The 26,357-nt window shown below is 37.4% G+C and carries 26 protein-coding genes; 6 read left to right on the top strand and 20 right to left on the bottom strand.

Going from position 1 to position 26,357, the window contains the following annotated elements:
• Positions 1–320 precede the first annotated feature (320 nt).
• Positions 321–692 (top strand): DoxX family membrane protein, encoded by a 372-nt coding sequence (locus ACY2A0_RS12425; protein ID WP_461789839.1) that lies wholly within the window; start codon positions 321–323, stop codon positions 690–692.
• Positions 693–870: 178 nt separating this feature from the next.
• On the opposite strand, the gene ACY2A0_RS12420 is transcribed toward ACY2A0_RS12425, so the two are convergent.
• From ACY2A0_RS12420 to ACY2A0_RS12395, 6 genes are all read right to left on the bottom strand, one after another.
• Positions 871–2,697 (bottom strand): mucoidy inhibitor MuiA family protein, encoded by a 1,827-nt coding sequence (locus tag ACY2A0_RS12420; RefSeq protein ID WP_461789838.1) that lies wholly within the window; start codon positions 2,695–2,697, stop codon positions 871–873.
• A 145-nt stretch (positions 2,698–2,842) separates the two neighbouring features.
• Complete coding sequence (lepB, locus tag ACY2A0_RS12415) at positions 2,843–4,036, bottom strand: signal peptidase I (RefSeq protein ID WP_461789837.1); 1,194 nt, start codon at positions 4,034–4,036, stop codon at positions 2,843–2,845.
• Between the two features lie 2 nt (positions 4,037–4,038).
• Positions 4,039–4,782 (bottom strand): 4-hydroxy-tetrahydrodipicolinate reductase, encoded by a 744-nt coding sequence (gene dapB, locus ACY2A0_RS12410; RefSeq protein WP_461789836.1) that lies wholly within the window; start codon positions 4,780–4,782, stop codon positions 4,039–4,041.
• A gap of 66 nt (positions 4,783–4,848) precedes the next feature.
• On the bottom strand, positions 4,849–5,523 hold the full coding sequence (locus tag ACY2A0_RS12405) for a DUF5683 domain-containing protein (protein ID WP_461789835.1): 675 nt from the start codon (positions 5,521–5,523) through the stop codon (positions 4,849–4,851).
• Positions 5,523–6,422, bottom strand: coding sequence for a ParB/RepB/Spo0J family partition protein (locus ACY2A0_RS12400; RefSeq protein WP_461789834.1), 900 nt, complete (start codon positions 6,420–6,422; stop codon positions 5,523–5,525). The genes ACY2A0_RS12405 and ACY2A0_RS12400 overlap by 1 nt, the downstream gene beginning before the upstream one ends.
• A gap of 9 nt (positions 6,423–6,431) precedes the next feature.
• Entirely contained in the window at positions 6,432–7,235 is an 804-nt protein-coding gene (locus ACY2A0_RS12395) for a ParA family protein (RefSeq protein ID WP_113637995.1), read from the bottom strand.
• Between the two features lie 177 nt (positions 7,236–7,412).
• Between ACY2A0_RS12395 and ACY2A0_RS12390 the strand changes: the two genes are divergently transcribed.
• Positions 7,413–7,934 carry an NADPH-dependent FMN reductase gene (locus ACY2A0_RS12390; RefSeq protein ID WP_461789833.1) on the top strand — a complete coding sequence of 174 codons (522 nt, stop codon included), beginning with the start codon at positions 7,413–7,415 and terminating at the stop codon, positions 7,932–7,934.
• 134 nt (positions 7,935–8,068) lie between these two features.
• On the opposite strand, the gene ACY2A0_RS12385 is transcribed toward ACY2A0_RS12390, so the two are convergent.
• Together ACY2A0_RS12385 and ACY2A0_RS12380 are read right to left on the bottom strand one after the other, a co-directional pair.
• Positions 8,069–9,139, bottom strand: coding sequence for a DUF2891 domain-containing protein (locus ACY2A0_RS12385; RefSeq protein ID WP_461789832.1), 1,071 nt, complete (start codon positions 9,137–9,139; stop codon positions 8,069–8,071).
• Positions 9,140–9,178: 39 nt separating this feature from the next.
• Positions 9,179–9,631 carry a hypothetical protein gene (locus tag ACY2A0_RS12380; RefSeq protein WP_461789831.1) on the bottom strand — a complete coding sequence of 151 codons (453 nt, stop codon included), beginning with the start codon at positions 9,629–9,631 and terminating at the stop codon, positions 9,179–9,181.
• Between the two features lie 211 nt (positions 9,632–9,842).
• Between ACY2A0_RS12380 and ACY2A0_RS12375 the strand changes: the two genes are divergently transcribed.
• Positions 9,843–11,312 carry an ABC transporter substrate-binding protein gene (locus tag ACY2A0_RS12375; RefSeq protein WP_461789830.1) on the top strand — a complete coding sequence of 490 codons (1,470 nt, stop codon included), beginning with the start codon at positions 9,843–9,845 and terminating at the stop codon, positions 11,310–11,312.
• A gap of 26 nt (positions 11,313–11,338) precedes the next feature.
• Here the strand turns inward: ACY2A0_RS12375 and ACY2A0_RS12370 are convergent, their stop codons facing one another.
• Positions 11,339–11,815 (bottom strand): hypothetical protein, encoded by a 477-nt coding sequence (locus tag ACY2A0_RS12370; protein ID WP_461789829.1) that lies wholly within the window; start codon positions 11,813–11,815, stop codon positions 11,339–11,341.
• Positions 11,816–11,911: 96 nt separating this feature from the next.
• Positions 11,912–12,532, bottom strand: a complete 621-nt coding sequence (locus ACY2A0_RS12365) for a response regulator (protein WP_461789828.1) — start codon at positions 12,530–12,532, stop codon at positions 11,912–11,914.
• A gap of 134 nt (positions 12,533–12,666) precedes the next feature.
• On the opposite strand from ACY2A0_RS12365, the gene ACY2A0_RS12360 reads away from it, so the two are divergent.
• Positions 12,667–14,625, top strand: a complete 1,959-nt coding sequence (locus tag ACY2A0_RS12360) for a tetratricopeptide repeat-containing sensor histidine kinase (RefSeq protein ID WP_461789827.1) — start codon at positions 12,667–12,669, stop codon at positions 14,623–14,625.
• An 18-nt stretch (positions 14,626–14,643) separates the two neighbouring features.
• On the opposite strand, the gene ACY2A0_RS12355 is transcribed toward ACY2A0_RS12360, so the two are convergent.
• From ACY2A0_RS12355 to ACY2A0_RS12315, 9 genes are all read right to left on the bottom strand, one after another.
• Positions 14,644–14,862 carry a cysteine-rich CWC family protein gene (locus ACY2A0_RS12355; RefSeq protein WP_461789826.1) on the bottom strand — a complete coding sequence of 73 codons (219 nt, stop codon included), beginning with the start codon at positions 14,860–14,862 and terminating at the stop codon, positions 14,644–14,646.
• 221 nt (positions 14,863–15,083) lie between these two features.
• Positions 15,084–17,462, bottom strand: coding sequence for a ribonucleoside-diphosphate reductase subunit alpha (locus ACY2A0_RS12350; RefSeq protein ID WP_461789825.1), 2,379 nt, complete (start codon positions 17,460–17,462; stop codon positions 15,084–15,086).
• Positions 17,463–17,600: 138 nt separating this feature from the next.
• Positions 17,601–18,572 carry a ribonucleoside-diphosphate reductase small subunit gene (locus tag ACY2A0_RS12345; protein WP_113638010.1) on the bottom strand — a complete coding sequence of 324 codons (972 nt, stop codon included), beginning with the start codon at positions 18,570–18,572 and terminating at the stop codon, positions 17,601–17,603.
• Positions 18,573–18,954: 382 nt separating this feature from the next.
• Positions 18,955–19,344, bottom strand: coding sequence for a septal ring lytic transglycosylase RlpA family protein (locus ACY2A0_RS12340; protein ID WP_461789824.1), 390 nt, complete (start codon positions 19,342–19,344; stop codon positions 18,955–18,957).
• A 149-nt stretch (positions 19,345–19,493) separates the two neighbouring features.
• Complete coding sequence (gene rplI / locus ACY2A0_RS12335; protein WP_461789823.1) at positions 19,494–19,937, bottom strand: 50S ribosomal protein L9; 444 nt, start codon at positions 19,935–19,937, stop codon at positions 19,494–19,496.
• A 10-nt stretch (positions 19,938–19,947) separates the two neighbouring features.
• A complete protein-coding gene (rpsR, locus tag ACY2A0_RS12330) occupies positions 19,948–20,211 on the bottom strand; it encodes a 30S ribosomal protein S18 (protein ID WP_113638014.1) in 264 nt (87 codons plus the stop codon).
• Positions 20,211–20,570: a 30S ribosomal protein S6 gene (gene rpsF, locus ACY2A0_RS12325; protein WP_461789822.1), complete on the bottom strand. Its 360-nt coding sequence runs from the start codon at positions 20,568–20,570 to the stop codon at positions 20,211–20,213. Before rpsF ends, rpsR begins: the two co-directional genes overlap by 1 nt.
• Positions 20,571–20,812: 242 nt before the next feature.
• On the bottom strand, positions 20,813–22,054 hold the full coding sequence (locus tag ACY2A0_RS12320) for a hypothetical protein (protein WP_461789821.1): 1,242 nt from the start codon (positions 22,052–22,054) through the stop codon (positions 20,813–20,815).
• A gap of 106 nt (positions 22,055–22,160) precedes the next feature.
• On the bottom strand, positions 22,161–22,751 hold the full coding sequence (locus ACY2A0_RS12315) for a T9SS type A sorting domain-containing protein (RefSeq protein ID WP_461789820.1): 591 nt from the start codon (positions 22,749–22,751) through the stop codon (positions 22,161–22,163).
• 172 nt (positions 22,752–22,923) lie between these two features.
• Between ACY2A0_RS12315 and ACY2A0_RS12310 the strand changes: the two genes are divergently transcribed.
• Complete coding sequence (locus ACY2A0_RS12310; protein WP_461789819.1) at positions 22,924–23,793, top strand: AraC family transcriptional regulator; 870 nt, start codon at positions 22,924–22,926, stop codon at positions 23,791–23,793.
• Positions 23,794–23,934: 141 nt separating this feature from the next.
• Positions 23,935–25,728: a DNA polymerase III subunit gamma/tau gene (locus tag ACY2A0_RS12305; protein WP_461789818.1), complete on the top strand. Its 1,794-nt coding sequence runs from the start codon at positions 23,935–23,937 to the stop codon at positions 25,726–25,728.
• Here ACY2A0_RS12305 and ACY2A0_RS12300 read toward each other — a convergent pair.
• Positions 25,725–26,123, bottom strand: a complete 399-nt coding sequence (locus tag ACY2A0_RS12300; protein ID WP_461789817.1) for a hypothetical protein — start codon at positions 26,121–26,123, stop codon at positions 25,725–25,727. The genes ACY2A0_RS12305 and ACY2A0_RS12300 overlap by 4 nt on opposite strands.
• Between the last annotated feature and the right edge of the window lie 234 nt (positions 26,124–26,357).

Raw genomic sequence — 26,357 nt, 5'->3', positions numbered from 1 at the left:
ACGGGGGCTAATGTTTGTTTGTTTTTTCGAAAAGCAAAAATAGCAGTTCTTCGGGTAATTTAGCCCTGCTTTACACTTCAATCTTTTTGTTTTTGGGTTCTTGTCATTCCTACCTTAGGAGGAATCTGTTTATGAGATGCATAAACTAAACAGATCCTTCTCCCGAAACTTCGGGATCAGGATGACAAGAAAAACAAAAAGGATTTTCGTTACAATCAGGTTTAATGAACAAAAACCTGTAAAAAAGCTGCTCAAATAAAGTTACTGCATTTTAAAAAAGCTTTTACGTAACTTTAAGTAAATCAAAAAACTAAAAGTGTATGAAAATCGTAAAAACCATTATTTGTGTCCTTTTCGGGCTAATGTTTATTAACGGCGGACTAAACAAATTTTTCAACTACATTCCAGTGCCCGAATTACCGGCCGATCAGCTTAAAGTAATGACAGCAATGATGACCATTCCTTGGTTAATGCCACTATTAGCAACTATGGAAATTATTGGCGGCATCCTTTTCGCCATTCCAAAAACACGTGCCTTAGGTGCGGTTGTCGTTTTTCCAATAATGGCGGGCATATTACTTCATCATATTGCCGTGGCACCAGAGGGTATAATTATGGCAGCCGTGTTATTCCTTATCAATATATGGATCATTGCTGATAATTGGAGCAAATACAAACCAATGATCAGTTAATAAAAAGACTTACGAAGTTTTAAAAACTTCGTAAGTCTCAAATTCATCAGTCTACAAATTTTTATTGCTGTAAGCAGTCATTTTGATTCTTTTCTCAGCATAGCCTACACTCGAATTATTCAATATTGATCGGTCTGTTTTTAGGATATTTCACCTGATATTTCAAATCAAGTTTCTTTTATTCATTTGGCTGTAGCACAAGCTGCCAAGTAAGTTTCCCACTGGTTTCATCAAGCTTTGCTTTGGAAATTTCTTGCCTTTCAACAGTAATATCACTATTTGTTGAAACCGGAACTTGATCTTCAATGGTAATATTAATTGCCTGACTTTTCTTATTCTTTACGTCAATTACAAAATGTCTGGTATCTTTTTGCGACGAACCAATAAACTGTCTTTCCGTAAAACCTTTCTGCTTTTCCCTTTTAATAGATACATTCTTATCTACACCCAAGGAAATCGTAAGCGTATCTGCATTTTGAACATCCAATAACGATTTCCCTAAATAAGTACCTTCAAAGAAAATACTTGCTTCGCCGCTAATCAAATTAACTTCATTTAACTCGGTAATTTTAGCGGTCAAAAAAGCATCTGGAGTTACTTTGGGGATAGCATAATATTCGTAATCAGCTTTAAAATCATAATTGCCTATGTCTACCGCAGCGTATTTTCCATCACTTAAAATAGTATAGGCCGTTTTAATCTCAAAAGTAACATTAGTAGGTTTCTCCATACTTTTTACTTCCAAGGGAACGGAAGATATAGAACTGGCACCTCTAATTTTGACATTAGTGCCAGCAACTTTACCTTCAAGCGCACTCGTTAAATTTTCTTTTGATTTGTAACCGGCCACAACCACTTCATTCAACGTGTTCGCACTTGGATTAAGCCTAACATTCAATTGTCCAGAGTAGGCTGTAAGCTCTTGACGGTCATACCCCACGTAAAAAAACTCCAGCCGATTGTTTCCAGCCGGCAGTTGTATGCTATAATTACCTTCACCATCTGTTGCGGTACCTATTGATGAATTTTTAACCCTAACCGATACACCTGCCAGTGGCGAATTATCACTTGCATCTACTGTCCTCCCTCTAACGACATTAGCGGTTGCTGTTACCGGATTAAAGAACGCATATCCAGCACTTAAATAACCCAAAGAGTAAGTAGGTAAAGTTGGCTTCTCATTATTGTTAGATGGATTTCCGGACGAAAGCGTTAGTTTTACTCCTTTCCAATCCTCACCTGAATTTTGACTTACATTTGCTTTATAAACCAGCTGAATTGGACTAGCTACATCTATAGCTCTGATATCATAACTTGGATACCAATTGGCATTTTTAACCAAATAGCTGAGCATAAATTTGCCTTTTGTAGCCACTTTGGCCGATACTTTCACGATGACATCACTAGAATTTCCAATAGGCTTACCATCCACCTCTGCCGCTTGCATAGCCAATTTACTCATCTCCTTTCTCAAGTCATCTATCTCTTTGGCCAATGCGGTTTGTTTATTCTTGGTGTCGGTTAATCGTTGTTTTTGAAAATCCAATGCAGCTTTCAATTTCACCAAATCATAAGTCACATAATCACCAGTTACTTTTTGGTTTTTCATCAGCATTTCTTCTTCTGCTTTATAAACTGCTAACTCGTTATTAAGCTTTGTGATTTTATCTGCAAATTCTTCTACCTTATTTTGCAAGGCAGCCTTCTGCTCAGATTTTTTCTTCTCCAGCAAGAAATTACTTTGTTTACCTACCGAAAGGATAGTGAAATTGCCTTCGCCTTTAGCTTGCAAACTTTGCGTTTCGATACTTGAAGCTAAACCGGAGAAAACCAAAAGACTTACTCCCTGCGGTAAATCTATCTGATCAGATTGGCGCTGTACCTGTGCACCTTGCATAAAAACAGTAACGTTCGTGATTTTTGAACTCACATTTAATTGTGGTTCCTGCGCAATAGCCCTAAAACTTAGTAAAACAAGTAATGCCAAAAGTATTTTTCTATTCATGTTGATTAAGTTGGTAACCACATGATGCAACTATGGGCAAAATTACATAAGCATCAAACGAAAAAAGCACCACTTTAAAGGTGATGCTTTTTTGGAAACTTACGAAGCTTCGGAAACTTCGTGAGATTAGCCGACTTAATATCTTTTAATGGATACCTTTAAAAATTCGGCTCCATCTAATTTTATTCAGTAGTTTGGCTTCGCCGTCTACACTTAACCAAATAAATAAGGCTTTGCCTACCACATGATCTTCCGGTACAAAACCCCAATAACGTGAATCCGCAGATGAATGTCGGTTGTCTCCCATCATCCAATAATAATTCATTTTAAATGTATAATTGGTAGCTTTCTTACCGTTCAATATCCAATCATTTCCAACTTTTTCAAGCTTATTACCTTCATAAATACGAATGCTTCTTTCGTAAAGCGGCATATTTACACTATCCAAAGCCACTGTCCAACCTTTTTTAGGTACGATGATTGGGCCATAATTATCTAAATTCCAAGCCCTATTTTTATCATGAGGGAAAATCAAAGGATCATATTCTCCCTCAGGACTCAATTCTTCTTTAACCGACTTCACAAAAGGCGATTTTTTCAGTTCATTGATCAAGTCGGGTGTACCTTCAAACCTGAAAATGGTTGGTAGTGCGGTAGCTCCAATACGAAATCCCATATCTTCAAACAGTTTAAAGTTCACTTCTGAAGTGTTGAATTCGACCGTATAAACAAACCCACCAGTACCAACTAAAGGAGATGGTTTTCCATTTACAATAGCCAAACCATTTTTCATACTTACCGTATCGCCAGCTATCGCTATACAACGCTTAATGAAGTTTTCACGTTTATCCACCGGGCGACTAGTTACCGAAAATCCAGACCAAATTGATTGACGGGTTTCGCCACGCAACTGCATTTGATAGTAATTGTCATCTTGACGCTCTAATACTACCGTGTCACCTTCTGGAAAGTTAAAAACTACTACATCGTTACGTTTAATTTCCTGCAATCCTGGCAACCTTCTGTATTTCCACTGTACACCATCCCAATAAGCTTTAGTGTTGATGAATGGCATGGTGTGGTGAGCAAAAGGAAATGCAACAGGTGTCATTGGTACACGAGCACCGTAATTAACTTTGCTTACAAAAAGGAAGTCGCCTACCAAAAGTGAGCGCTCCATTGAACCCGAAGGAATAGTGTAAGCCTCGATAAAAAATACTCGGATGATGGTTGCAGCCACTACGGCAAAAACGATGGCATCAACCCATTCTCTAGTTTTAGTTTTTTTCTTTTTAGGCTTATCAGAATCCTTTCTTCTTTGCCAGAATTTCCAGTTCATTATTAATCTTTAAAATTAAATATATCAGCTATGCTGTAAAAACCTTTTTTATCTTGTAGCCACTCTGCAGCTACCACCGCTCCTAAGGCAAATCCTGCCCTACTGTGCGCAGTGTGTTTAATCTCTATGTCATCAACCTCGGAGCTGTAAACTACCGTATGCGTTCCCGGTACATTTTCAATGCGTAGAGATTCAATCAATAACTGATTGGTCTTTAATTTCTCGGGCATTGTAGCACCTTCTAATTCATTTACCCACTCCGTTTTACCATCCAATTGTTCGATGATCCCTTCGGCGATCGTCATGGCGGTGCCACTTGGTGCATCCAACTTTTGTGTATGGTGTATCTCTTCTACTTGTACATCGTAAGCTGGGTAGTTGTTCATCAGCTTTGCTAAAACTTTATTCAAATGGAAAAAGATGTTAACTCCAATACTAAAGTTAGAGCCATAAAGTAAGGTATTGTTACCGGCGGCGCAATCATTTTTTATACGCTGAAGTTCTCCATACCAACCCGTGGTACCAACTACAACTGGAACTTTGGCTTCGAAACACTTAACGATATTATCAACTGCTGCATCTGGAGCGCTAAAATCAATAGCTACATCAGCGGCTTTAAGGTTTTCAACCGTAAAATCTTGGAGGTTCTCAACGCCTATTTTAAGTACAACGTCGTGTCCTCTTTCGCTAGCAAATCGCTCTATGATTTGCCCCATTTTGCCATAGCCTAAAAGTGCTATTTTCATTGTTTGTTATTTAATATATTGCAACGTAAAAACTGCTACAATATCAGCTTTTTATTTTTGTTTAATTTAGAGTCTGAGTGTAAGCCTTAATCCCGGCGCAACCTGATTAAAGCCGTACATCGTATTTGTACCTGTACTAATCGTTGTCGGCGAAATTTTGAAAGATAATGTCTCATCTACATTAAAATACTTTAAGCGAGCTGTCACAAACGCATCAAGTACATTTAATCCATACAAACCAACTAAAGATATAATTACGATTTCGCGGTTACGCTTATAAATATTTTTAGCTACTGTTAATGCGTTAACATCCGGATATTGACTTAAGCCATTTTCTGGATCTGGTTCTTTATAGAGCTGACGATATTGCAACTCACGCAAAAAGCGTTTATAATTATTGTTATTGTCGATATAAGACATCACCAACAATGTTCCACCAGCATAAATGGCTCCGATTTTACCGATGATATAAAGTTTTTGACCAATTCTTTTACCTTGGGTTCTACCTGCTTTTACATCGTCAACTACCAAACCATAATTATACATTTGACCTAAACCTGGAAAAATCAACGAGCGATATACCGCTTTTTTACCTGCTATCCGGCCTTGGTTAATGTATTTTGCAGGTGCAATGGTATCTAATTTGGCCGTGGTATCCTGTTTAATTGGCGTAGCTGGATTTTGCGCTTTAGCAATAGCGAAAACGGAACAACATAAAACAGAAAGCAAAAATGCCCGCATTACCAATCTAAAAGTTCTAGTATTCTATTAAGATCTTCGTTATTTACAAAAGGGATTTCGATAGCGCCTTTTCCATTGTCTTTAACTTTTAACTTTACCGCCGTCGCAAACTTAGAAGCTAAATCTTTTTGCAGTTTTTGGTACTCGAAAGAAACTGCTTCAGTTTTAGTTGGGGCTTTTACTTGGACATGGTTAATACCTCTTACCATATCTTCTACCTTACGCACTGAAAGTCCTTTATCGATAATTTCTTGGTGGATGAAAAGTTGCTTTTCAACATCATCAACAGATATCAACGCCCTGGCGTGTCCCATCGAAATTTTATTATCACGAATAGAAGCCTGAATAACCGGCGGCAATTTCAACAACCTCAAGTAATTGGCAACGGTAGTTCTATTTTTACCTACGCGTTCACCAAGTTGTTCGGGCTTTAGGTTACACTCATCAATCATCTGCTGAAAACTTAAAGCAACCTCAATTGCATTTAAATTTTCACGCTGAATATTTTCGATCAGTGCCATTTCTAGCATCTGCTGATTATCGGCAGTGCGGATATAGGCCGGAATTTCGGTTAATCCTGCCAATTTAGAAGCTCTAAACCTACGTTCACCAGAGATAAGCTGGTATTTATTTCCGTTTTTGCGGACGGTAATTGGCTGGATTAAACCTTGCACCCTGATAGATTCGGCAAGTTCGTCCAACGCTACCTGATCAAACTCTGTACGTGGTTGATAAGGGTTTGTTTCGATATCAGCAACGCTGATGTGGCTAATGCTACCTACTTGTGGGGTAGCTGGTATATTTTCAACGGCAGGTTTTGAGGAATTAACCGTTTCGTTATCGTCCAACAACGCACTTAATCCTTTACCTAATCCGGTTTTTCTTTGAAAAGATGTCATCTATAAATCTTAAATAGTTGCTGTGTTTTCTGCCTGTTCTTCTTTCACCAATCCGTTTTTACGCACAATTTCTCTAGCTAAATTTAAATAATTGATTGCGCCTTTGCTGTTCGCATCATGCATTATTACCGACACACCATAGCTAGGAGCCTCACTTAAACGGGTGTTACGCTGAATAATGGTTTCGAAAACTAAATCTTGAAAGTGTGTTTTCACCTCTTCAACAACTTGGTTCGACAAGCGCAACCTTACATCGTACATGGTTAGTAAAATCCCTTCAATTTCCAATGCTGGATTAAGTCTGTTCTGTACAATCTTGATGGTATTCAACAATTTGCCCAATCCTTCCAAAGCAAAATATTCACATTGTACTGGAATAATTACAGAATCTGCCGCAGTTAACGAGTTGATGGTGATTAAACCTAAAGATGGTGAGCAATCGATAATGATAAAATCATATTGATCTTTCACTTTTTCCAAAACCGTTTTCATCTTGTACTCACGATTGGCCAAGTTGATCATCTCAATTTCGGCACCTACCAAATCAATATGGGCAGGCAACAAATCTAAATTTGGGGTTTCAGTTTTTACAATGGCGTCTGTAGGTTCAACATCATTGATGATACATTCGTAGATGCTGTTTTTGATGTTTCTGGGATCAAAGCCGATACCCGAGGTAGAATTGGCTTGAGGGTCTGCATCAACCAAAAGCGTTCTATATTCCAAAACGGCTAAACTAGCTGCTAAATTAATAGATGAGGTAGTTTTTCCAACTCCCCCTTTTTGGTTTGCTAAAGCAATAATTTTACTCATTTATCCTCCTTAAAAAAGCCATCGCTTATAATGGCCTTATTTTAAACTAAAAATATCTAAAAAATGCTATTTTTGCGATGTACAGGCATTTTTTAACAATTAGCTAAGATACGAACTAAAACTAAATATTCGCAGTGGCTGGTTCTGTGTTTTGCACATCTTATCAACAATTTTTATATGGTTACCATTATAGCTGGCACAAACAGGCCCAATAGCAATACGCTAAAAATTGCTAAATATTATCAAAACAAACTGGCTGAAAAGGGCTTACAAACCAACTTGCTTGATTTACAGGATCTACCTAGCAACTTTATTGCAGAAGATTTGTACGGAAAAAAATCTGAAACATTTCAGAACATTCAAGACATAGTAACCGGCACCAGCAAGTTTTTATTCGTTATACCTGAATATAATGGAAGCTACCCAGGCGTACTTAAAACCTTTATTGACGCATGCGCTTTTCCTGAAAGTTTTTATGATAAGAAGGCGTGTCTAGTTGGTATTTCATCAGGAAAGTACGGCAACATTAGAGGGATAGAGCATTTTAATGGTGTTTGTGCTTACTTACATTTAAACGTTATGCCTTTGAGAATCCACATTTCCTACATTAAAAATGAACTTAACGAAAACGGCGAGCTACATTTAGAGGACACCGTAAAGTTTACCGACCAGCAAATAGAAAAGTTTTTAAGTTATTAGATGGTTGTTTAGTTGTTTAGTTGTTTGGTTGTTTGGTTGTTTAGTTGTTTGGAAATTTCAGAACTAATTACTAGATCCTAACTCCTAACTACTAATTCCTAATCCCTAGACCCTAATTCCTAACAACTGACCCCTTACTTCGCTAAAGCATAAACAGCAAATGAGGCCAGCCAATGATCACCGCCATAGTTTCCTTTAAAGATGAGCGGCAGTGCATTGGATAAAAAATGATTAGCTGTTGTTTCAAAGCGTAATTTCAAGGGATGATTTTTAGGTAATTGCTGTGCCACTCCCTTCATGCACCAAGCTCGTGTAAAAGAAAGACCAACCAAATGCACTGTTTGATAATCACTCAAATCGCTAACCACTGGCATTTCGCTAATTCTTTTAATGCTGCGCTCCTCGTAAAACTTATTCAACCAATTTGCAAATTGTTCTTTTGGTAAAACTCTCCTCATCAAATCAGCGATCTCTAAACTTGGCGAAAAGAAATCTGCACCATCGGGCTCCAAATAAGCTGGTGTTTTTTCATTATCTAAATAAAAATCTTTCGCTTTTTGAATGATCTGATTTTCAAAATCCTTATCATGATTGGCCCTAGCCCAGTCTAACGCAAACACCAAAGCAAATGCCGTATTTCCATGTACGCCTGTACGATTTGGATAAGTTTGTTTGGGTAGATAAGCTTTCCATAACTCCAGTATTTGCTGCGTTAGCGGCTGCATAGCAGCATGCCATTTCTTTGCATTAGCATCATCAAACTGCATTAGCTCCTGGTCCAACTTTAGCAACCAAGCCCAGCCATAGGTACGTTCAAAAATCTTAGCCAGCTCGTATTTTTTAAAATATTCTGCTTCCACTTGCATGTTCTCCACTGTAAAAGTTTTATCCAGTTTAGCTACAATTTCAGCCCGATTTTTAATATCTGGAAAAGTCTTTAACAAATGTACCAACATCCAATGTCCGTGAACAGAACTGTGCCAATCGAAACAACCATAAAAAGCAGGGTGTAATTGAGAAGGAGTCAACTTTGCGTCTACTTCGTTGTTAATAGAATGCGCCGTTTTGTTTGGATATTCCTTATCCATGCAAGACAAAGGCAACAACGATAACTTTTCGGCAATGGCTTTGTCAAGTTTTGGAGCTACTTGCGCATAAGCGATCGAAATGTTTAACAGCAATAATACGAGGTATATTTTTTTCATGCCCACTTAACTTAAATCCTTATTGAAATAGATCACACACTATATCGTAAATCTTATCCACTTATCCCCTTCGTAGCCAAATATAAAATGTCCCGGATGCGTCATCTCCGCCAAATCTTCAACCAATGCTACGGCATCCTCGGCTGTACCGAGTTTATAATCATCAGCCAACAAACAAACTCTGCTAAATTGTACCGCTGGCCAAGCATCATCTAGCAAACTTGGCACAGTACGCATTAAATCATCTAAAGCCTTTCCATTATCTCTAAAAATAACATACACGGCCTCAGCAGGCTGCGTAGTTAGTACTGCACCGCTCATCGCCGCAAATGACGCTAACGAAATATCTGGATTTCCTTCGGTATCTAAAAAGCAGACTGGCACTTTATCAATGAACTTTATTTTATGTTCAACAATATCCAAACGTTCCTGTAATTCTTCTCGTAACTCCTCACTGTTTTCAGCAATTATAAGCTCATTTAAAACCGACATCTGATTTATTTTATTTAATTTGTACACAAAAATAGTATTTCCACTTACGATGCGAACCTTTACACTCAATATATTTTATTGCTTACTTGTTATTTCCTTTTTTTCTTGCAGATCAAACTCTAATTCCGATAAGAAAATATTTTACATCAATTTAGATCAAAACTTAACTTCACTTGATCCGGCGTTTGCACGTAACCAAAATGCCATTTGGATGATCAATCAAGTTTTTAACGGATTGGTGCAAGTAGATAAGGCGCTGAACACCAAACCTTGCATCGCTAAAAGTTGGGAAATCTCAGAGGACGGGCTTACCTACACTTTCTTGCTTCGGAACGATGTTTACTTTCAAGACGACCCTTTATTTAAAAATGGAAAAGGCAGAAAAGTGGTTGCTGAAGATTTTGCCTACAGCTTTAACCGCTTGATTGATCCAAAAGTGGCATCATCGGGAGGTTGGATTTTTAGCGATAAAGTTAAAGACCAAAATAGTTTCAAAGCACTGAACGACAGTACATTTCAAATACAATTGATTAAACCATTTCCTGCGTTTATAAACTTGCTTACTGCACAATACTGCTCGGTAGTTCCAAAGGAAGTAGTTGAACATTATGGTAAAGATTTTAGAAATCATCCCGTAGGTACCGGCCCTTTTAAATTTAAATACTGGAAAGAGGACGAGGTGCTAGTGCTGTTAAAAAATGAGCACTATTTTGAGAAAGACAGCGCTGGTAATTCGCTACCTTATTTAGATGCTGTAAAAGCAACTTTTATTAATGATAAACAAAGTGCTTTCATGAATTTCCTTAAAAAGGAGCTTGACTTTTTTTACAGTGTTGATGGAAGTTACCGTGATGACATTTTGACCAAGAGTGGGAAGATGACGAGCAAGTATAAAGGTCATTTTCAGCTGATCAAAGGTCCTTATTTGTGTACGGAATATGTTGGTATTTTGGTTGATCCTGATAAAGATATCGTTAAAAACTCGCCTTTAAGATTCAAAAAGGTTAGGCAGGCAATCAACTACGCTATCGATAGGAAAAAACTAATTAAATACCTGCGCAATAGTATTGGAACACCTGCTACATCTGGTTTTATACCACGAGGAATGCCAGGTTTTGATAGCGTGAAAGTAAAAGGTTACGATTACAACCCAGCCCTTGCCGCAAAATTATTGGCTGAAGCAGGTTTTCCTAATGGGAAAGGGATGCCAGAAGTTAAATTGAGCACCTCGACTACTTACAAAGATCTCATTGAATTTATCCAGGGCGAGCTTAATAACATCGGAATGAAAGTGAAGGTTGATGTTAGTCCGAGCACTAGCTTAAGGGATTTGATGTCAAAAAATGAGGTGGTGTTTTTTAGAGGTTCGTGGATTGCCGACTATCCTGATGGCGAGAATTACCTATCAGTTTTCTATTCGAAAAATAAAGTTCCCTTTGGACCAAATTACACGGGCTACTTCAATAAATCATTCGATAAGCTGTTTGAGCAGGCTTATTATGAAAAAGACGATCGAAAGCGTTTTGAACTTTACCATCAAATGGACAATATGGTATTGGAGCACGCCTCCGTTGTGCCGATTTTATATGATCAATCAGTGGTAATGCTGCAAAATAACATTAGCGGATACAATATTAACCCGCTAAGTTTGATGATTTTGAAAAACGTAGATAAGAGGTAGTATTGATAGTAGGTAATGTAATTACGTCAATTCGTTTTAGGCTTTGGTTCAACTTCACCCCTAAATAGTTCAAAAATTTCGTTGTCGCCCATTACTATCCAAATTTTTTCGATGTCCTCCAAGGTGAATTTGTGGCTAAAACAATATTCTTGGTAGTGAGTTTCGCCGGGCTGAACGGAATATCTAACGGCGTAGTCTCCGGTTTCTGCCTTGGTCGTATAGTTTCTGATTAACTTACCGCTTTTCAAGTAAATGTGTACTTTATCATCTTTCCAGTCAAAAGCCTTTGCTGTTTTTTGATTAATTACCGCACACCTAACTACCGTGTAGCCCTTTTGTCCGGCTGGCTCAACATACTGCATTGTTTTAGGATAAAATCCGAAATCGAAGTCAATGGTTTTGTCGGGATTGCTGATTACTGTAGAATAGTAAACGATTTTTTGGGCGTAAGAAGTAGCAGTTGCTAAAAAAAGCATCAATGCCACAGAAAGCATCTTTTTCATTTTGGTTTATCATTAAGTTAACAACCCAAAATTATTCACTTGAAGATACTATAAGTTCAGCATTTGTACGGAAATCAGCTACGTGAAAATTGGTATTTAAATCAGCTTTTTAGCATAAGCATACCTCACCAATCCAATAGCGTTATTGGCCCCGGTTTTCCGCATTAGATTTTTTCGGTGGGTTTCTACGGTGCGCTCGCTGATAAATAGCTTTTCTGCAATTTGCTTACTGGTGAGTTCCTGCGCTAATAACTTCAGCACTTCCAACTCTCTGTCGGTTGGTTGGTTTTCGTTGGAAGCTACCGGCTGTAAGGCTCGTAAAAGTGCTCGATTTACCTCGGCACTCCAAAATTGCCTACCGCTTGCTACTGCTCGTACGGCGTTTAGGAGCTCCTGTTGTGCGTACTTTTTTAAGACATAAGCATCCACGCCAGCACTCAGCATATCTTTAACCATAGTAGCTTCGTCATGCATGCTAAGTACCACTACTTTAAGATTTGGCTTTAACGCCTTAGCCTGCTTAACCAAGGTCAAACCGTCCATATCCGGCATAGAATAGTCGGTGATCATCATGTCGACTTCGTAGTTTTTCAAATATGCCAAGGCAAAATTCCCTGAAGTTAGCTTTTCTACAATGCTAAGCCCTTCCTCATTTTGTAATAACATTTGTAAACCATCACTCACAATAGCGTGATCATCAACCAGTAGAAGCTTCATTAATTCAGTTTATTTTATTAAAAGTAGCAATATTCCTTTTCAGAGTAAATTTTATTTCAAATTAAAATATCAGTAAAAGCACGGATAAAGAAATGTCCTTTTTATTGTTAAATTTAAGCTAACTAATTGACCTAATGCCATTAAGTAGACTTTACTCCATTGTAGCGCTGTATGTTTTGACACTATTTTTCTCTTTGGCGGCAAACGCACAAAGTAGAATAGACAGTTTACAGCATGCTTTAAAAACAAAGCCTAATCAAAAATTGGTTTTATTGATCGAACTTTGTTGGGAGTACCGCTACCATCATCCGGATTCGGCTAGGTTGTATGGGTATCAGGCATTAAAAATTGCTAAGCAGCAAAATAAGAAGCTGTATGAAGCTGAAGCTTTACATAACCTTGCAGTGACTTATGAGGCGCAGGGAGATTACCGAAAATCGTTAAATTTTAACCTAGAAGCCTTAAAAATTAGAAAGCAACTTCATGACGATTTAAAAACCGCCAACACGTTAAACAACATTGGGATTGCTTACGATGAATTAGGAAATTTTTCCCTATCGCTGAAATACTACCGTGAAGCTTACAATACCTACAAAAAAAAGAAGCACATTGAAGGCATTGCTTTGGTGAGTGTAAACTTAGGGATACTATTTAAGGCACAACAGGATTATAAAAATGTGATCAAATATTACCGTGAAGCTAACGCCATTTACACACAGTTAAACAAACCAAGGGAAATTGCTTTTACAGAAACCAACTTAGGTTCGGTTTACTTCTATACAAAACAATATGACAGCTGCATTTATTATTCGCTAAAGGCCCAACAAAAATTAAAGGAGCTCAACATCTTACAATTTTTACCGACCACCTACACCAATGCCGGTATCGGCTATGCTGCATTGGGCCAAAATTCCAAAGCACTTCAGTTTTTAGAAACTGCTGTAGCTTTAAATAAAAAATACAATAACAGAAAAGAACTTGCTTTTTCAAATATCCACTTAGCAAAGCTAATGTTGAAAATCAATAAGTTAAATGAGGCGCAAAAAGCTGCAAATGAAGCACTAAGCATAGCAGAAAGCATTGGAGCCAGCAAGGAAGTGATGGATGGTAAACAAGTGCTTGCAGAAATTCTAAGCCGTAAAGGCGAGTTTAAATCTGCATATCAGCTGAACCTATCGGCCAATAAAATAAAGGATTCGCTATTCCAATCGGATAAAACCAAACTGATTACAGATTACCAAGTAAGGTATCAAACAGAAAAAAAAGAAGAGCAAATTAAACTGCTGCACCAAAGGAATACTATACAGCAGTTGAAATTGAAACAGCGCAATTTATTGTTAGGTGGCTTAGTAGCTTTGCTAGTTGGCCTTGCTATTGTCGCTTACTTGATAGTGAACAGAAGAAGGTTAAAAGCTAAAGCTGAATTACAGACAGAAATTATCAAACAACAGGATCTAGCTTCGAAAGCGGTGTTGGATGCCGAAGAGAGAGAACGGCGAAGGATTGCTAGTGACCTACATGATGGTGTTGGGCAAATGCTATCAGCTGCGTTAATGAATTTGAATGGGCTTTTTTCAGGATTGAAATTGCCCAACGACACTGAGTTAAAAGCTCAGCAAGTACTAGCGCTAGTTAACGAAAGTTATGATGAAATGCGTTCTATTTCCCATCAGATGATGCCAAATGCATTGATCAAATCTGGTTTAGCTTCAGCAGTAAAAGAATTTATCGGAAAATTAGATAAAGAGCAGCTTCAAGTTACTTTATCTACCGTTGGTTTAAACGAAAGGCTGGATGAGCAAACCGAAACGGTGATCTATCGGGTAATTCAAGAAACAGTAAATAATGTAATTAAACATGCCGAGGCCAACAAACTCGACATTCAAATTATTAAAGACGAAGAAGGCATAGCTGTTACGATTGAAGACGATGGAAAGGGCTTTGAAAAGGACAAAGTGTATTTAAAAAGCGGTTTAGGCCTAAGTAATATTTACTCGAGAGTTGGTTTTTTAAAGGGTACTGTTGACATAGATAGTAGCGAAGGGAATGGAACGTTAATAGCAATTCATTTGCCCACGATTAATGAGCTATAACTTTATCCAGTGAAATAACTACAGCATTTCTTCCCTATATTCTTGTTGGAGTTCCAGCAAACACTTTGCGCATAAGCAACCGTCATAAAGCTCACTTACGTACTGCACCTCATTAATGGTTAACTGTACTACACTGCACTGGCATTTGGTGTAAGCATTTGCCTTACATTCAATAGAAGTGCCGCAGCGCTCACAAGCAATAATTTCGTGTTTACTATGGATGATTGTTTTGTTCATTGCATTCATCAATTCATCAGTTCATTTTTGGAAACGATAATTAATCAACCAATGCCAATGAACTATTGAATGGTTACAAAAGTAAGAACAAAAAATAAGGTTGTGAACGTTATGTCCAGAACCTTATTTTAATATTGCTTTATAATGAATGTTCACTCGTTCATCGGGTCATTTGGGTGTTTATAATGAATAAACCAATTACAAATGAACTATTGAACTAACTAGCCAGAGCAGCTGATACAACCTTCTTCCATTGTACAAACTGGGCCTGAAATAATTTCCTCGGCACCATTTTCAATTACCGGAGGAATAACTGCCTCAATTGCTTTACCTGCTTGGTTTTCAACAGTAAACTTCACTGCTTGTGAAGCCGCCTGCGTACGTAGGTAATACATACCTGTTTTCAGGCCTTTTTTCCAAGCATAGAAGTGCATTGAAGTAAGTTTCGAAGTATTTGGTGCATTGATAAACAAGTTCAGCGATTGCGATTGGCAAATGTATGCACCTCTATCAGCCGACATATCAATAATGTTTTTCATCTTGATCTCCCAAACTGTTTTGTATAATTCTTTGATATAATCTGGAATTTCTGGGATGTCTTGAATAGATCCGTTGGCTAAAATAATTCTATCTTTCATTTGTGGAGACCATAAGCCTAACGACACTAGATCTTTCAATAAATGTTTATTTACCACAATGAACTCACCACTCAATACACGACGAGTGTAGATGTTAGAAGTATATGGCTCAAAACATTCGTTGTTACCTAAAATTTGAGAAGTTGAAGCGGTAGGCATTGGCGCAACTAATAAAGAGTTGTACACCCCTTTTTTCACTACACGTTTTCTCAAGCTTTCCCAATCCCAACGATTGCTATCAGGAGTTACGTTCCATAAATCAAATTGGAACTGACCTTTTGATAGTGGAGAACCTTTGAAGGTCTTGTAAGCACCGTGTTTCTCAGCCAAATCAGCCGAAGCAGTCATGGCCGCGAAATAGATGGTCTCGAAAATATCTTTGTTCAAACGCTTAGCCGCATCACTTTCAAATGGATAACGCATCAAGATAAAAGCATCAGCCAAACCTTGTACACCTAAACCAATTGGACGGTGACGTAAGTTCGAGTTTTCAGCTTCTTTTACTGGATAGTAGTTATAATCAATGATTTTATTCAAGTTTAATGCAGCTTGATAAGTTACATCATATAATTTTTGATGATCAAATTCGCCATTGATTACGAAGCGAGGCAACGCTAAAGAAGCTAAGTTACAAACCGCAACTTCATCTTTAGAAGTATACTCAATAATTTCTGTACACAAGTTAGACGACTTGATTGTACCTAGATTTTGTTGGTTCGATTTAGCATTTGCAGCATCTTTATACAACAAGTACGGCGTACCAGTTTCAATTTGCGCATCTAAAATAGCAAACCATAATTCTTGTGCTTTAACTACTTTACGAGCTCTACCTTCTTGCTCGTATTTCACATATAGTTTGTTGAATTCTTCACTGTGGCAATCCGCTAAACCTGGCGCTTCATCAGGAGAGAACAAGCTCCAATCCCCATTTTCCTCTACACGTTGCATAAACAAATCGTTGATCCAAAGTGCATAGAACAGGTCACGGGCACGCATTTCTTCTTTACCGTGGTTCTTACGTAAATCTAAGAATTCGAAAACATCAGCATGCCAAGGCTCTAAATAGATAGCAAAAGCTCCTTTACGTTTACCCCCACCTTGATCTACGTAACGAGCAGTATCGTTAAATACACGTAACATTGGTACAATACCGTTACTTGTACCGTTAGTACCGCCAATGTAAGCTCCCGTAGCACGGATGTTGTGAATGCTTAAACCAATACCACCAGCGCTCTGTGAAATTTTTGCAGTTTGCTTTAAGGTATCATAAATACCTTCGATACTGTCATCCTGCATGGTTAACAAGAAACATGATGACATTTGAGGCTTAGGAGTAGCTGCGTTGAATAACGTAGGAGTTGCATGTGTAAACCAACGCTCACTCATTAAGTTGTAGGTTGCAATAGCACTTTCGATATCTTCTTTGTGGATACCAACCGCCACACGCATAAATAAATGCTGAGGGCGCTCTACAATTTTACCGTTCACTTTTAGCAGGTAAGATTTCTCTAATGTTTTGAAACCGAAGTAATCAAAACCGAAATCCCTATCGTAAATAATTGTGCTGTCTAAAATCTCAGCATTATCTTCAATTACTTTCCAAACATCATCAGCAATTAGCGCAGAGTTTTTACCTGTTTTTGGATCAACATAATTGTAAAGCAATTCCATCGTTTTTGAAAACGATTTCAAAGTGTTTTTATGTAAGTTAGAAACAGCAATACGCGATGCTAATAATGCATAATCAGGATGTTTGGTAGTTAAAGAAGCTGCTGTTTCTGCTGCTAAGTTATCTAACTCAGAGGTAGTAACACCATCATATAATCCTTCAATTACCTTTCTGGCAACGTCAATAGGATCTACTAGTTCAGCATTAAAACCATAGCACAGCTTCTCAATACGAGCTGTAATTTTGTCAAATTTTACCGCTTCTTTGCGGCCATCTCTTTTTATTACAAACATCCTTACAAAATTTTAGGTGCATATTTAAACAGCGGCACCTGGTTTCAAAATATTATTTAGCATTTAGATATTGGTATTTAGTAAAAGATAGGAGGCATTACTACCCGACACCTAAAAACTGATACCTGATACCTTAATTTAAAAATCTTCATCTAATGAAAACGCCTGCGCTTTATCTTCCGAAGAAGTTAATACGCCGCTTTTTTGGTAATCGCCTACCCTCTTCTCAAAGAAGTTGGTTTTTCCCTGTAGCGAAATCATTTCCATGAAATCAAACGGGTTGGTTGAATTGTAGATTTTAGCATAACCTAATTCAGTTAACCATCTATCGGCTACAAACTCAATGTATTGCTTCATCAAATCCGCGTTCATGCCAATTAATTTCACAGGTAAAGCATCACTAATGAAATCTTTTTCGATCTCAACCGCATCTTTAATGATTGTGTGTACTTGTTGCTGTGTCAATTTGTTTTGCAGCATGCTATAAAGCAAGCAAGCAAACTCGCAGTGCGAACCTTCATCTCTTGAAATCAACTCGTTGCTGAAAGTTAAACCTGGCATTAAACCACGTTTTTTCAGCCAAAAGATAGAACAGAAACTACCACTAAAGAAAATACCTTCTACCGCAGCAAAAGCAACCAAGCGCTCTGCAAAAGTTCCATTTTCAATCCATCTTAAAGCCCATTCCGCTTTTTTCTTCACCGCTGGTACAGTTTCAATAGCATGGAAAAGTCTATCTTTCTCTTCAGGATCTTTAACGTAAGTATCAATTAACAAGGCATAGGTTTCAGAGTGGATGTTCTCCATCATGATTTGGAAACCGTAATAGCAACGAGCTTCAGGGATTTGCACCTCGCTCATAAAGTTAACTGCTAAATTTTCGTTAACGATACCATCGCTAGCGGCAAAGAATGCTAGGATATGGGAAATGAAATGGCGCTCGCCACTATTTAAATTTTCCCAATGTTTGATATCATCAGAAAGATCAATTTCCTCTGCAGTCCAAAAACTAGCTTCAGCCTTTTTATACATTTCCCAAATAGCTGGAAACTTAATTGGCAATAGCACAAAACGATCCTTGTTTTCCTTTAATAATAGTTCTTCTTCCATAAACTCTTTTTTACTTTCTTTAGAAATGAAGTTTCAGCAAACAGACGATATTCTTTGAAGTAGTATAAACAGCCGACCAAAGCGTACTTAGTTTTAACCTTGAGAAAAACTTAAAAACCTAAGTTTTTCGAAAGAACTAGATAACAATTAGTTACAACGATGATTTGGGTGTTTTCTATTAAAGAACTTCGTATAACAAATATAGAAGATAGGGCATTTTTTATCCTACAAAGTTGTTAACATGTCTTTAATTTTATGGGGATTTCTAATCAGAATTTAGTCATAAACACCGAGAAAAAAAGCTAATTATTTCTTTTTAAGGACTTAGGAAATAAAAACGAGTGTTAATAATTTTAAAAAGTGTAAGAATTACACTCGATTTTTATTTGGAAACGTATGCGATTTCCACACGGGCATAACCTAGCTTGTAAATGCCTAAAGCCTGTGCCGCGGCACGAGAAATATCCAAAGAAAATTTCTTACTGAAAGGCCCACGATCATTCACCTTTACCTCCACTGTTTTGCCTGTACGCAAGTTTTTAACCTTAATGATGGTACCAAAAGGTAACGTACGATGTGCAGCCGTAAATTTGCTCGAACGATAGCGCTCGCCGCTAGTTGTTCTTCTGCCTTCAAACTTCTTAGCGTAGTAAGTGGTTAAAATGATTTTCTTTACTGTGTCTGGTACTTTTTCAACAATTTCTTGCGATTTAGCAACCACAGCAAACAAACATAAGAGCAATAACAACCGGATGGGTTTTAGGTATTTCATCAGCATCTTATTTGGACAGCTGTTTGATCAACTAGTGATAAAACAGGGCAACAAATATAACAAAAGGCTTGCTTTTTAAAAACATAAGCCCTACTAAAAAAACAAAGCCCCGAAATAATCCGGGGCCTGTATAATTTTTGAGTTAGTGATTACTCAGCTACTACTTCGAAAGGTACTTTAACTTTTACTTCTTTGTGTAAGTTCAAGTTAGCTACGTACTCGCCTAAAGTTTTAGGCTCAGTTTCGAAAGTAATACGACGACGGTCAACTTCAAAACCTTTAGCTTTTAATGCGTCAGCCACTTGGATTGTGTTAACAGCACCAAAGATTTTTCCAGTTTCACCAGCTTTAGCTCCAATAGATAATTTAACATCAGCTAATTGAGCCGCTACTGCTTCAGCGTCTTTCTTAATTTTTTCTTGTTTAAAAGCAGCTTGCTTTAAGTTTTCAGCCAATACTTTTTTTGCCGAAGGAGTTGCTAAAACTGCAAAACCTTGAGGGATTAAGTAATTACGACCAAAACCAGGTTTTACCGTAACGATATCATCTTTTTCACCTAGTGATTTGATATCTTGCTTTAAAATAACTTCCATTGCTCAGCTCCTATTTTAATTGGTCAGTAACGAAAGGCAACAAACCGATGTGGCGAGCACGTTTTACCGCTTGAGCCACTTTACGTTGAAACTTCAAAGAAGTACCAGTTAAACGACGAGGTAAAATTTTACCTTGCTCATTAACGAATTTCAACAAAAAGTTTGCGTCTTTATAATCAATGTACTTAATGCCATTTTTCTTGAAACGGCAATATTTTTTCCTGTTATCCTCCACTTTTGGAGCAGTAACATATTGAATTTGATCTTTTGCCATTACGCTGTAGCCTCCTCTTTTTTAGTTTTGTTAAAAGCTCCGCTACGTTTTTTCTCATTGTAGGCAACCGCGTGACGGTCTAACTTTACAGTTAAGAAACGTAAAACACGCTCGTCGCGTTTTAATTCTAGCTCTAACTTGCTGATGATTTCACCATTACATTTGTATTCTGTAAGATGAAAGAATCCGTTTGCTTTTTTGTCAATCGGATACGCTAATTTTCTCAAACCCCAATTATCTTCTGCGATAATTTCGGCTCCGCTGTCAGTAATAATGCCTTTAAATTTAGCAATCGCTTCTTTAGCAGCTTCTTCTGACAACAATGGGGTAAGAACGATAACAGTTTCGTACTGATTCATTGTTGTGATTTAATTATTTATTGTTTATTCCGCTTAAAACGGGCTGCAAATGTAACAATATATTTCTATAAATCAAAGTGTTGTTTTGAAAATTAAACTTTGATTCATAAGTTCTCTAGCGGAAAGCATTACGCTGAAATCTACTTCACAACGCTAAAAGTCTATATCAAGTCTTTTTACAGCTTTGTACGTCCAATACGATTTTTAAAAGATTGCCCTAATCGCTTACAGGAACCTTGCCCTTAAAACAGCTTTCCAAAATGGTAATTAACGGATAGGCTGTAAATACGTGACCAAATGCCAAACTCCGAATAATTAGTGATCGGAGATGGAAACTGATAAGCTGCAGCAAACTCTACTCTTTTGTAAAACATCATACCTGCTTTAACAGGAAAGCCGAACACCATTTTTTCTAGTTTAGGGCCTTCAACCTGACGAGAATCATAACTGTACTCACGTTCTATAATATTATTCTTCGATTGCACATGTCTGATAGAAAACCCCGCACCTAAATAAGCCTTAAAAGCGGATGTATTATACACGTTATGAATCAAATGAGCTGAAAGGATAAAGTTATATTGTTTAAAGCTGTGCTTAATCGACTTGTAAACACTGCCGATATTCCTAACAAATTCGTTTTCATTATAAAAAAATCCCAGCTCTGCTCTTAGCAAGGTCTTCCCATATGCCGGGTTCGTGTACACATCAAAACCTACACCAAGATAAGGGCTAACAGCAATCTTTGAAGTTGTAGAAGGATCTGCAAAATCAGAGTAACCTCTATATTTTGTATCTAAAATATTAGCTCCAGCACTAACATATAAACTGGAAACAGGATCGGTTGATTTTTTCTTCTGTTCATCATTTATCAAGTAACCCATATTGATCATCCCTGATTCGTCATAAAGCAAATCTTTAAGCAAAATCATTTTCGATTCGGATACCTTATACTTGTTAAAAAAGGCGCCAAGAGTACTCCTATACCTATTATTTTCAATAATGTTTGAAGGCGCATCTGGATTAAGATAAACTTGCTTCACCAACTCCATAGGCACATCCATGTCTTTGTCCTTAATGTAAAATCGTGACTTTAAATCATCGGCATACTGATATATAGTTACATTTTTGCCCGATTGCAGTACTTTTAGGAAAACACTTTCATTGGTGCTAGCGGTATCAACACCTAGTGGCAGATTGCTTAAATCGAGTGTTGACTGACTTATTTTGACGAAGTGACGCTCAAAGTTCTCCTTTTTATAAATACCAAAGGCTTTGCAATCCTCAATTTCAAGCTGTCTCGTTTCGGCCTGCAAGCTTTCTTTAAAACGGACTCTTTTGGGATTTGTGACACTTTCCCTGCCATAAACATAACCAACGGATGTATCGCCAGCGTTAGTGACGATATAACCTTTAAAAAAATTATATTGTGAAAAGGCGAAAATTGGGCTTATTAGACAAAAAGCCAACATTAAAAAACGTTTCATTCAGATGTAATCTAGCGTATTGGCCGGGAAGTTAGCTAAATTCTTCAAAAAACAAAAAAACACTACCGTAAACAGTAGTGTTTAAACTTATCGTATGTAGTAGTAATTAAAGTGCAATAGTTTCAGAGAATTCCTCGCCTTCCGATCTTAAAACGAAAGTCAATTGTTTAGCTGTGGTAGTGCTTATATCAAATTTCTTAATCATTTTAATAGCATCATCATAAGTATCCTGATGAAGTTTTTCGTCGTATTCGTTATAAATTACCAATTCAACTTTTCCTTTACAGGCGCCATTCAAATTCAGTGTAAGTAAATTATCTTTTTTGATCAACACTGGACGTTTTATCTCTTTAACTACAGGCTGCGAGAGTACTGCGTTTTCTTCGTTGACGCTAATTTGATACGTCACCACTTTAGAAGTTGATTCGATTTTCAAAACATATTCGCCGGATGGAAGTGCATTTAAATCGTAGGTTTGAAATTTATTGTTGCTATTCTTTACAGTTTGTTCGTGTATCAAATCACCATCTGATGTAAACAATGACACCTCCACTTTTTGTGTATCACTAGTAATGAAGCTAACCCACTTGCTGTTTTCTTTAGCAATTTTAACTAAAACTTCTATGTCATCTGCCTTCACAACCTTTACGCTAAATAAAGCGATTGCCAAAAGCAAAATTTTGTATGTATTTTTCATGTTTCAAAATATTATTAGTTAGAGACCTAATTGATTGATACAAAGTTAATTCAACTCAAAACCAGATTTATATTTCAAATACACCAATAAATATGCTATTTTAACATCTAAACGATTTAAAAACCTACAAGTAGTGAATTTATTATATTTTATTGTTAATTTTGACTAGTTTATGAAGAAAATAAAGCCTAGTTTCGAAATCATCGAACCTTCATTTGGAAGTTCATTTTACTATTCAAAATATTCGCCTAACGCAAACAATAACGCCCACGTATGGCATTACCATCCGGAGATTGAAATGGTCTTTGTTAATGGTGGAACTGGCAAAAGACAGATCGGAAGTCATATTTCTTATTACACAGATGGCGACTTGATTTTAATTGGCAGTGAACTTCCACATTGCGGCTTTACTGATGAAACTACCGGAAATACCAACGAGGTAGTAATACAAATGAAGCCCGACTTTTTGGGAACCAATTTTTTAGGACTTAAGGAAACCAAGGGTATCGCCAATTTATTTGAAAAAGCTAAATACGGAATTGCATTTGGTAAAGATACCATGAGGCTAGTTGGGCCTGTGTTGGAAAAAATGAGTAACCAGTGGCCTTTCGAACGATTATTGTCTTTACTTGGTGTGTTGAGAGAGCTGGAACAAGCGCCTGATTACAAACTATTAAATGCTCAAAATTTCTCGTTTGAAATGCAGGCGCAGGATAACGACCGCATTAATTTGATTTTTAATTATGTAAAAGATCATTTTACTGAAGAAATTAGTTTAGATGAAGTAGCAGAAATGGCCAACATGACTGTTCCCTCTTTTTGCAGGTATTTTAAAAAGGCCACTAAAAAAACCTTTACCAAATTTGTAAACGAATACCGTGTGGTACATGCTTCTAAGCTATTGGCAGAAAAGCCGATGAGCATTGCACATATTGCTGTAGACAGTGGATTTCCCAACTTTAGCCATTTTAATAAGGTATTTCACGAATTTACTGGCAAAAGCGCTTCACAGTATAGAAAAGAATTAAAATCGATTATATGAGTAATCAGGAGTGAGTTGTTAGGGATTAGTAGTTAGTTAATGTGCTGGATCAATGGCGCACAACCTAATTTCAACCATCAAATTTTCCACATTCCAATTTCCAACATTCCAACTACGTAAAAATTACTTATTTTCGTGGCAATGGAAAATTTTATTGTTTCAGCCCGTAAATATAGGCCAGCTACGTTTGAAACCGTAGTGGGGCAGCAACATATTACGGGAACATTAAAAAATGCCATTAAAAACAACCAATTAGCACAGGCATTTTTGTTTTGCGGTCCACGTGGCGTTGGTAAAACTACTTGCGCTCGTATTTTAGCCAAAACAATTAACTGTACTAACCTTACCGCTGAGCAAGAGGCTTGTGGAACCTGCGAAAGCTGTCAATCGTTCCAATCCGGCCATTCGTTTAATTTTCATGAGCTGGATGCCGCTTCCAACAACTCGGTAGACGATATCAGAAGCTTAATTGAGCAGGTTAGGATACCGCCGCAAGCTGGCAAATACAAAATATATATTATTGATGAGGTTCACATGCTTTCTACTAGTGCGTTTAACGCCTTTTTGAAAACTTTGGAAGAACCACCTCCGTATGCCATCTTTATTTTAGCTACTACAGAAAAGCACAAAATATTACCTACGATTTTATCGCGTTGCCAAATATTTGATTTTAACCGTATACAGGTTGAAGATATCGCTCATCATTTAGCCAAAATAGCGCAAAGGGAAAACATCAATACAGATAATGATGGCTTACACATTATTGCACAGAAAGCAGACGGAGGATTACGGGATGCGCTTTCGATGTTTGACCAAATTGTTAGTTATACCAATAGGAATGTAACTTACCAGGCGGTAATTGCAAACCTCAACATCTTGGATTATGATTATTATTTCAAGCTAACTGACTTTTTAACAAATGGCGATGTAAGCAACACACTTTTGCTGTTTAATGAAATTTTAAACAATGGCTTTGATGGCAATAATTTCATTAATGGTTTGGCAGGACACTTCAGAAACTTATTGGTAGGTAAGGATAACCAAACGATTAAACTGCTGGAAGTTAGCGAAACGATTAAGCAAAAATACCTACAACAAAGTAATAGTGTTGGATTAGGATTTATTTTAACGGCGTTGAATTTGGCAAATCAATGCGATTTAAATTATAAAAACAGTAAAAATCAGCGGTTACAAGTTGAGCTGGCGCTGATTAAAATGTGTCACATTCCATCCGTTATTCAACTAGCCAACACAGCAACTGATCCAGATCAGGATAAAAAAAAAACTTTAGTTAAATCTGCACTTCAAGAAAACCCAAGGCCTGAAAATAGCGTACAACGGCCTGCCGCAGCCGAACAAAAACCTCTAACGAGCACTCCACCCGTAGTTCCGCCTGCAAAAACTGAAACTACTACAGCCAAAACGGCGCCCGCTACTTCTTCCATTAAAACAATGCCGGTTCAAAGAAACGCAATGCCGTCTCTTATCCCATCGTTAACAGACCTGAATGCCGGTAATAATTTAAATGAGGAAGATAAGGGTCCACAATATGTTAGAGGCAATGAAAAGCAAGCATTTACAACTGATCAGTTCATGGCATGCTGGCAAGCTTATGCTCAAAAAGCGAAAGAGGAAGATAAAATACACCTATTTACGCTCTTAAGCAGCAATGAACCTTTAATTGATGGCTTTCACGTCACTGTGCTAGTAGAAAATATCGCTTTGGAAAGCACCCTACAAAGTGAAAAAATTGAATTGCTCAACTACTTACGTGGAAATTTGAGCAATTTCGATATACAAATTTTTTCAAAACGTGTGGAAGCCAAACAAAGCGATCGCATTTATACCAATAAAGATAAGTATGCCTATTTGGTGGAAAAAAATCCTAAACTGGAGGAATTCCGTCAAAAATTTAATCTAGACGTACTTCCTTAACTAGGCAGGTCGTTTTTAGGATAGCCTTCCTCATCCAAATCATCCCTAAAATCTTCTTCTGTTTGAGATAATATGCGATCTTCCGGATCTAAAAGCACACTCTCACCCGTACGGTCAATTCTCATTCCGTTATCATCCAATTGTTCATCCACTAATTCGTCTTCGTTATACTCATTGCCTACGTAAGGGTTAGCTTCATCGTAAGTAGAAATAGCATCTTCGCCATTGGCTGCAGAGGTATCGTAAGGAAGCGGATGATCGTAGCTCGACTCCTCTCCTTTTACATCAAATTCGAAGCTGTTTTTATCTTTATTATAAGACAGTTCGTTAAAATCTTTCGTCTCGCCCAAATCGCTATCATGTAGCTTGTCTTTGGCTGGTTTTTGATTATCCATGGTCTATTTATTTAGCAATAGATAAACCTCAATTATTTCGCTTTTGTTTTGATAATGATATTAATCATTTATTAATAAGAAGAGCAACTGCAGTCGCTTTTCGGTAACTGTCGTCCTGCTTTACGCTACAATCTTTTTGTGACTGTTAGGATTAAACCTCGTAGGTTTTAAAAACCTATGAGGTTTGTTCGGCGTCCATAACAAAAAGTATTTCCGCTACAATCAGGTCTAAGT

It is taken from the genome of Pedobacter sp. (assembly GCF_965249885.1).
Taxonomy (GTDB): Bacteria; Bacteroidota; Bacteroidia; order Sphingobacteriales; family Sphingobacteriaceae; genus Pedobacter.
The sequence above is the reverse complement of the archived record's forward strand: the minus strand, read 5'-3'. Positions and strand labels throughout refer to the sequence as shown.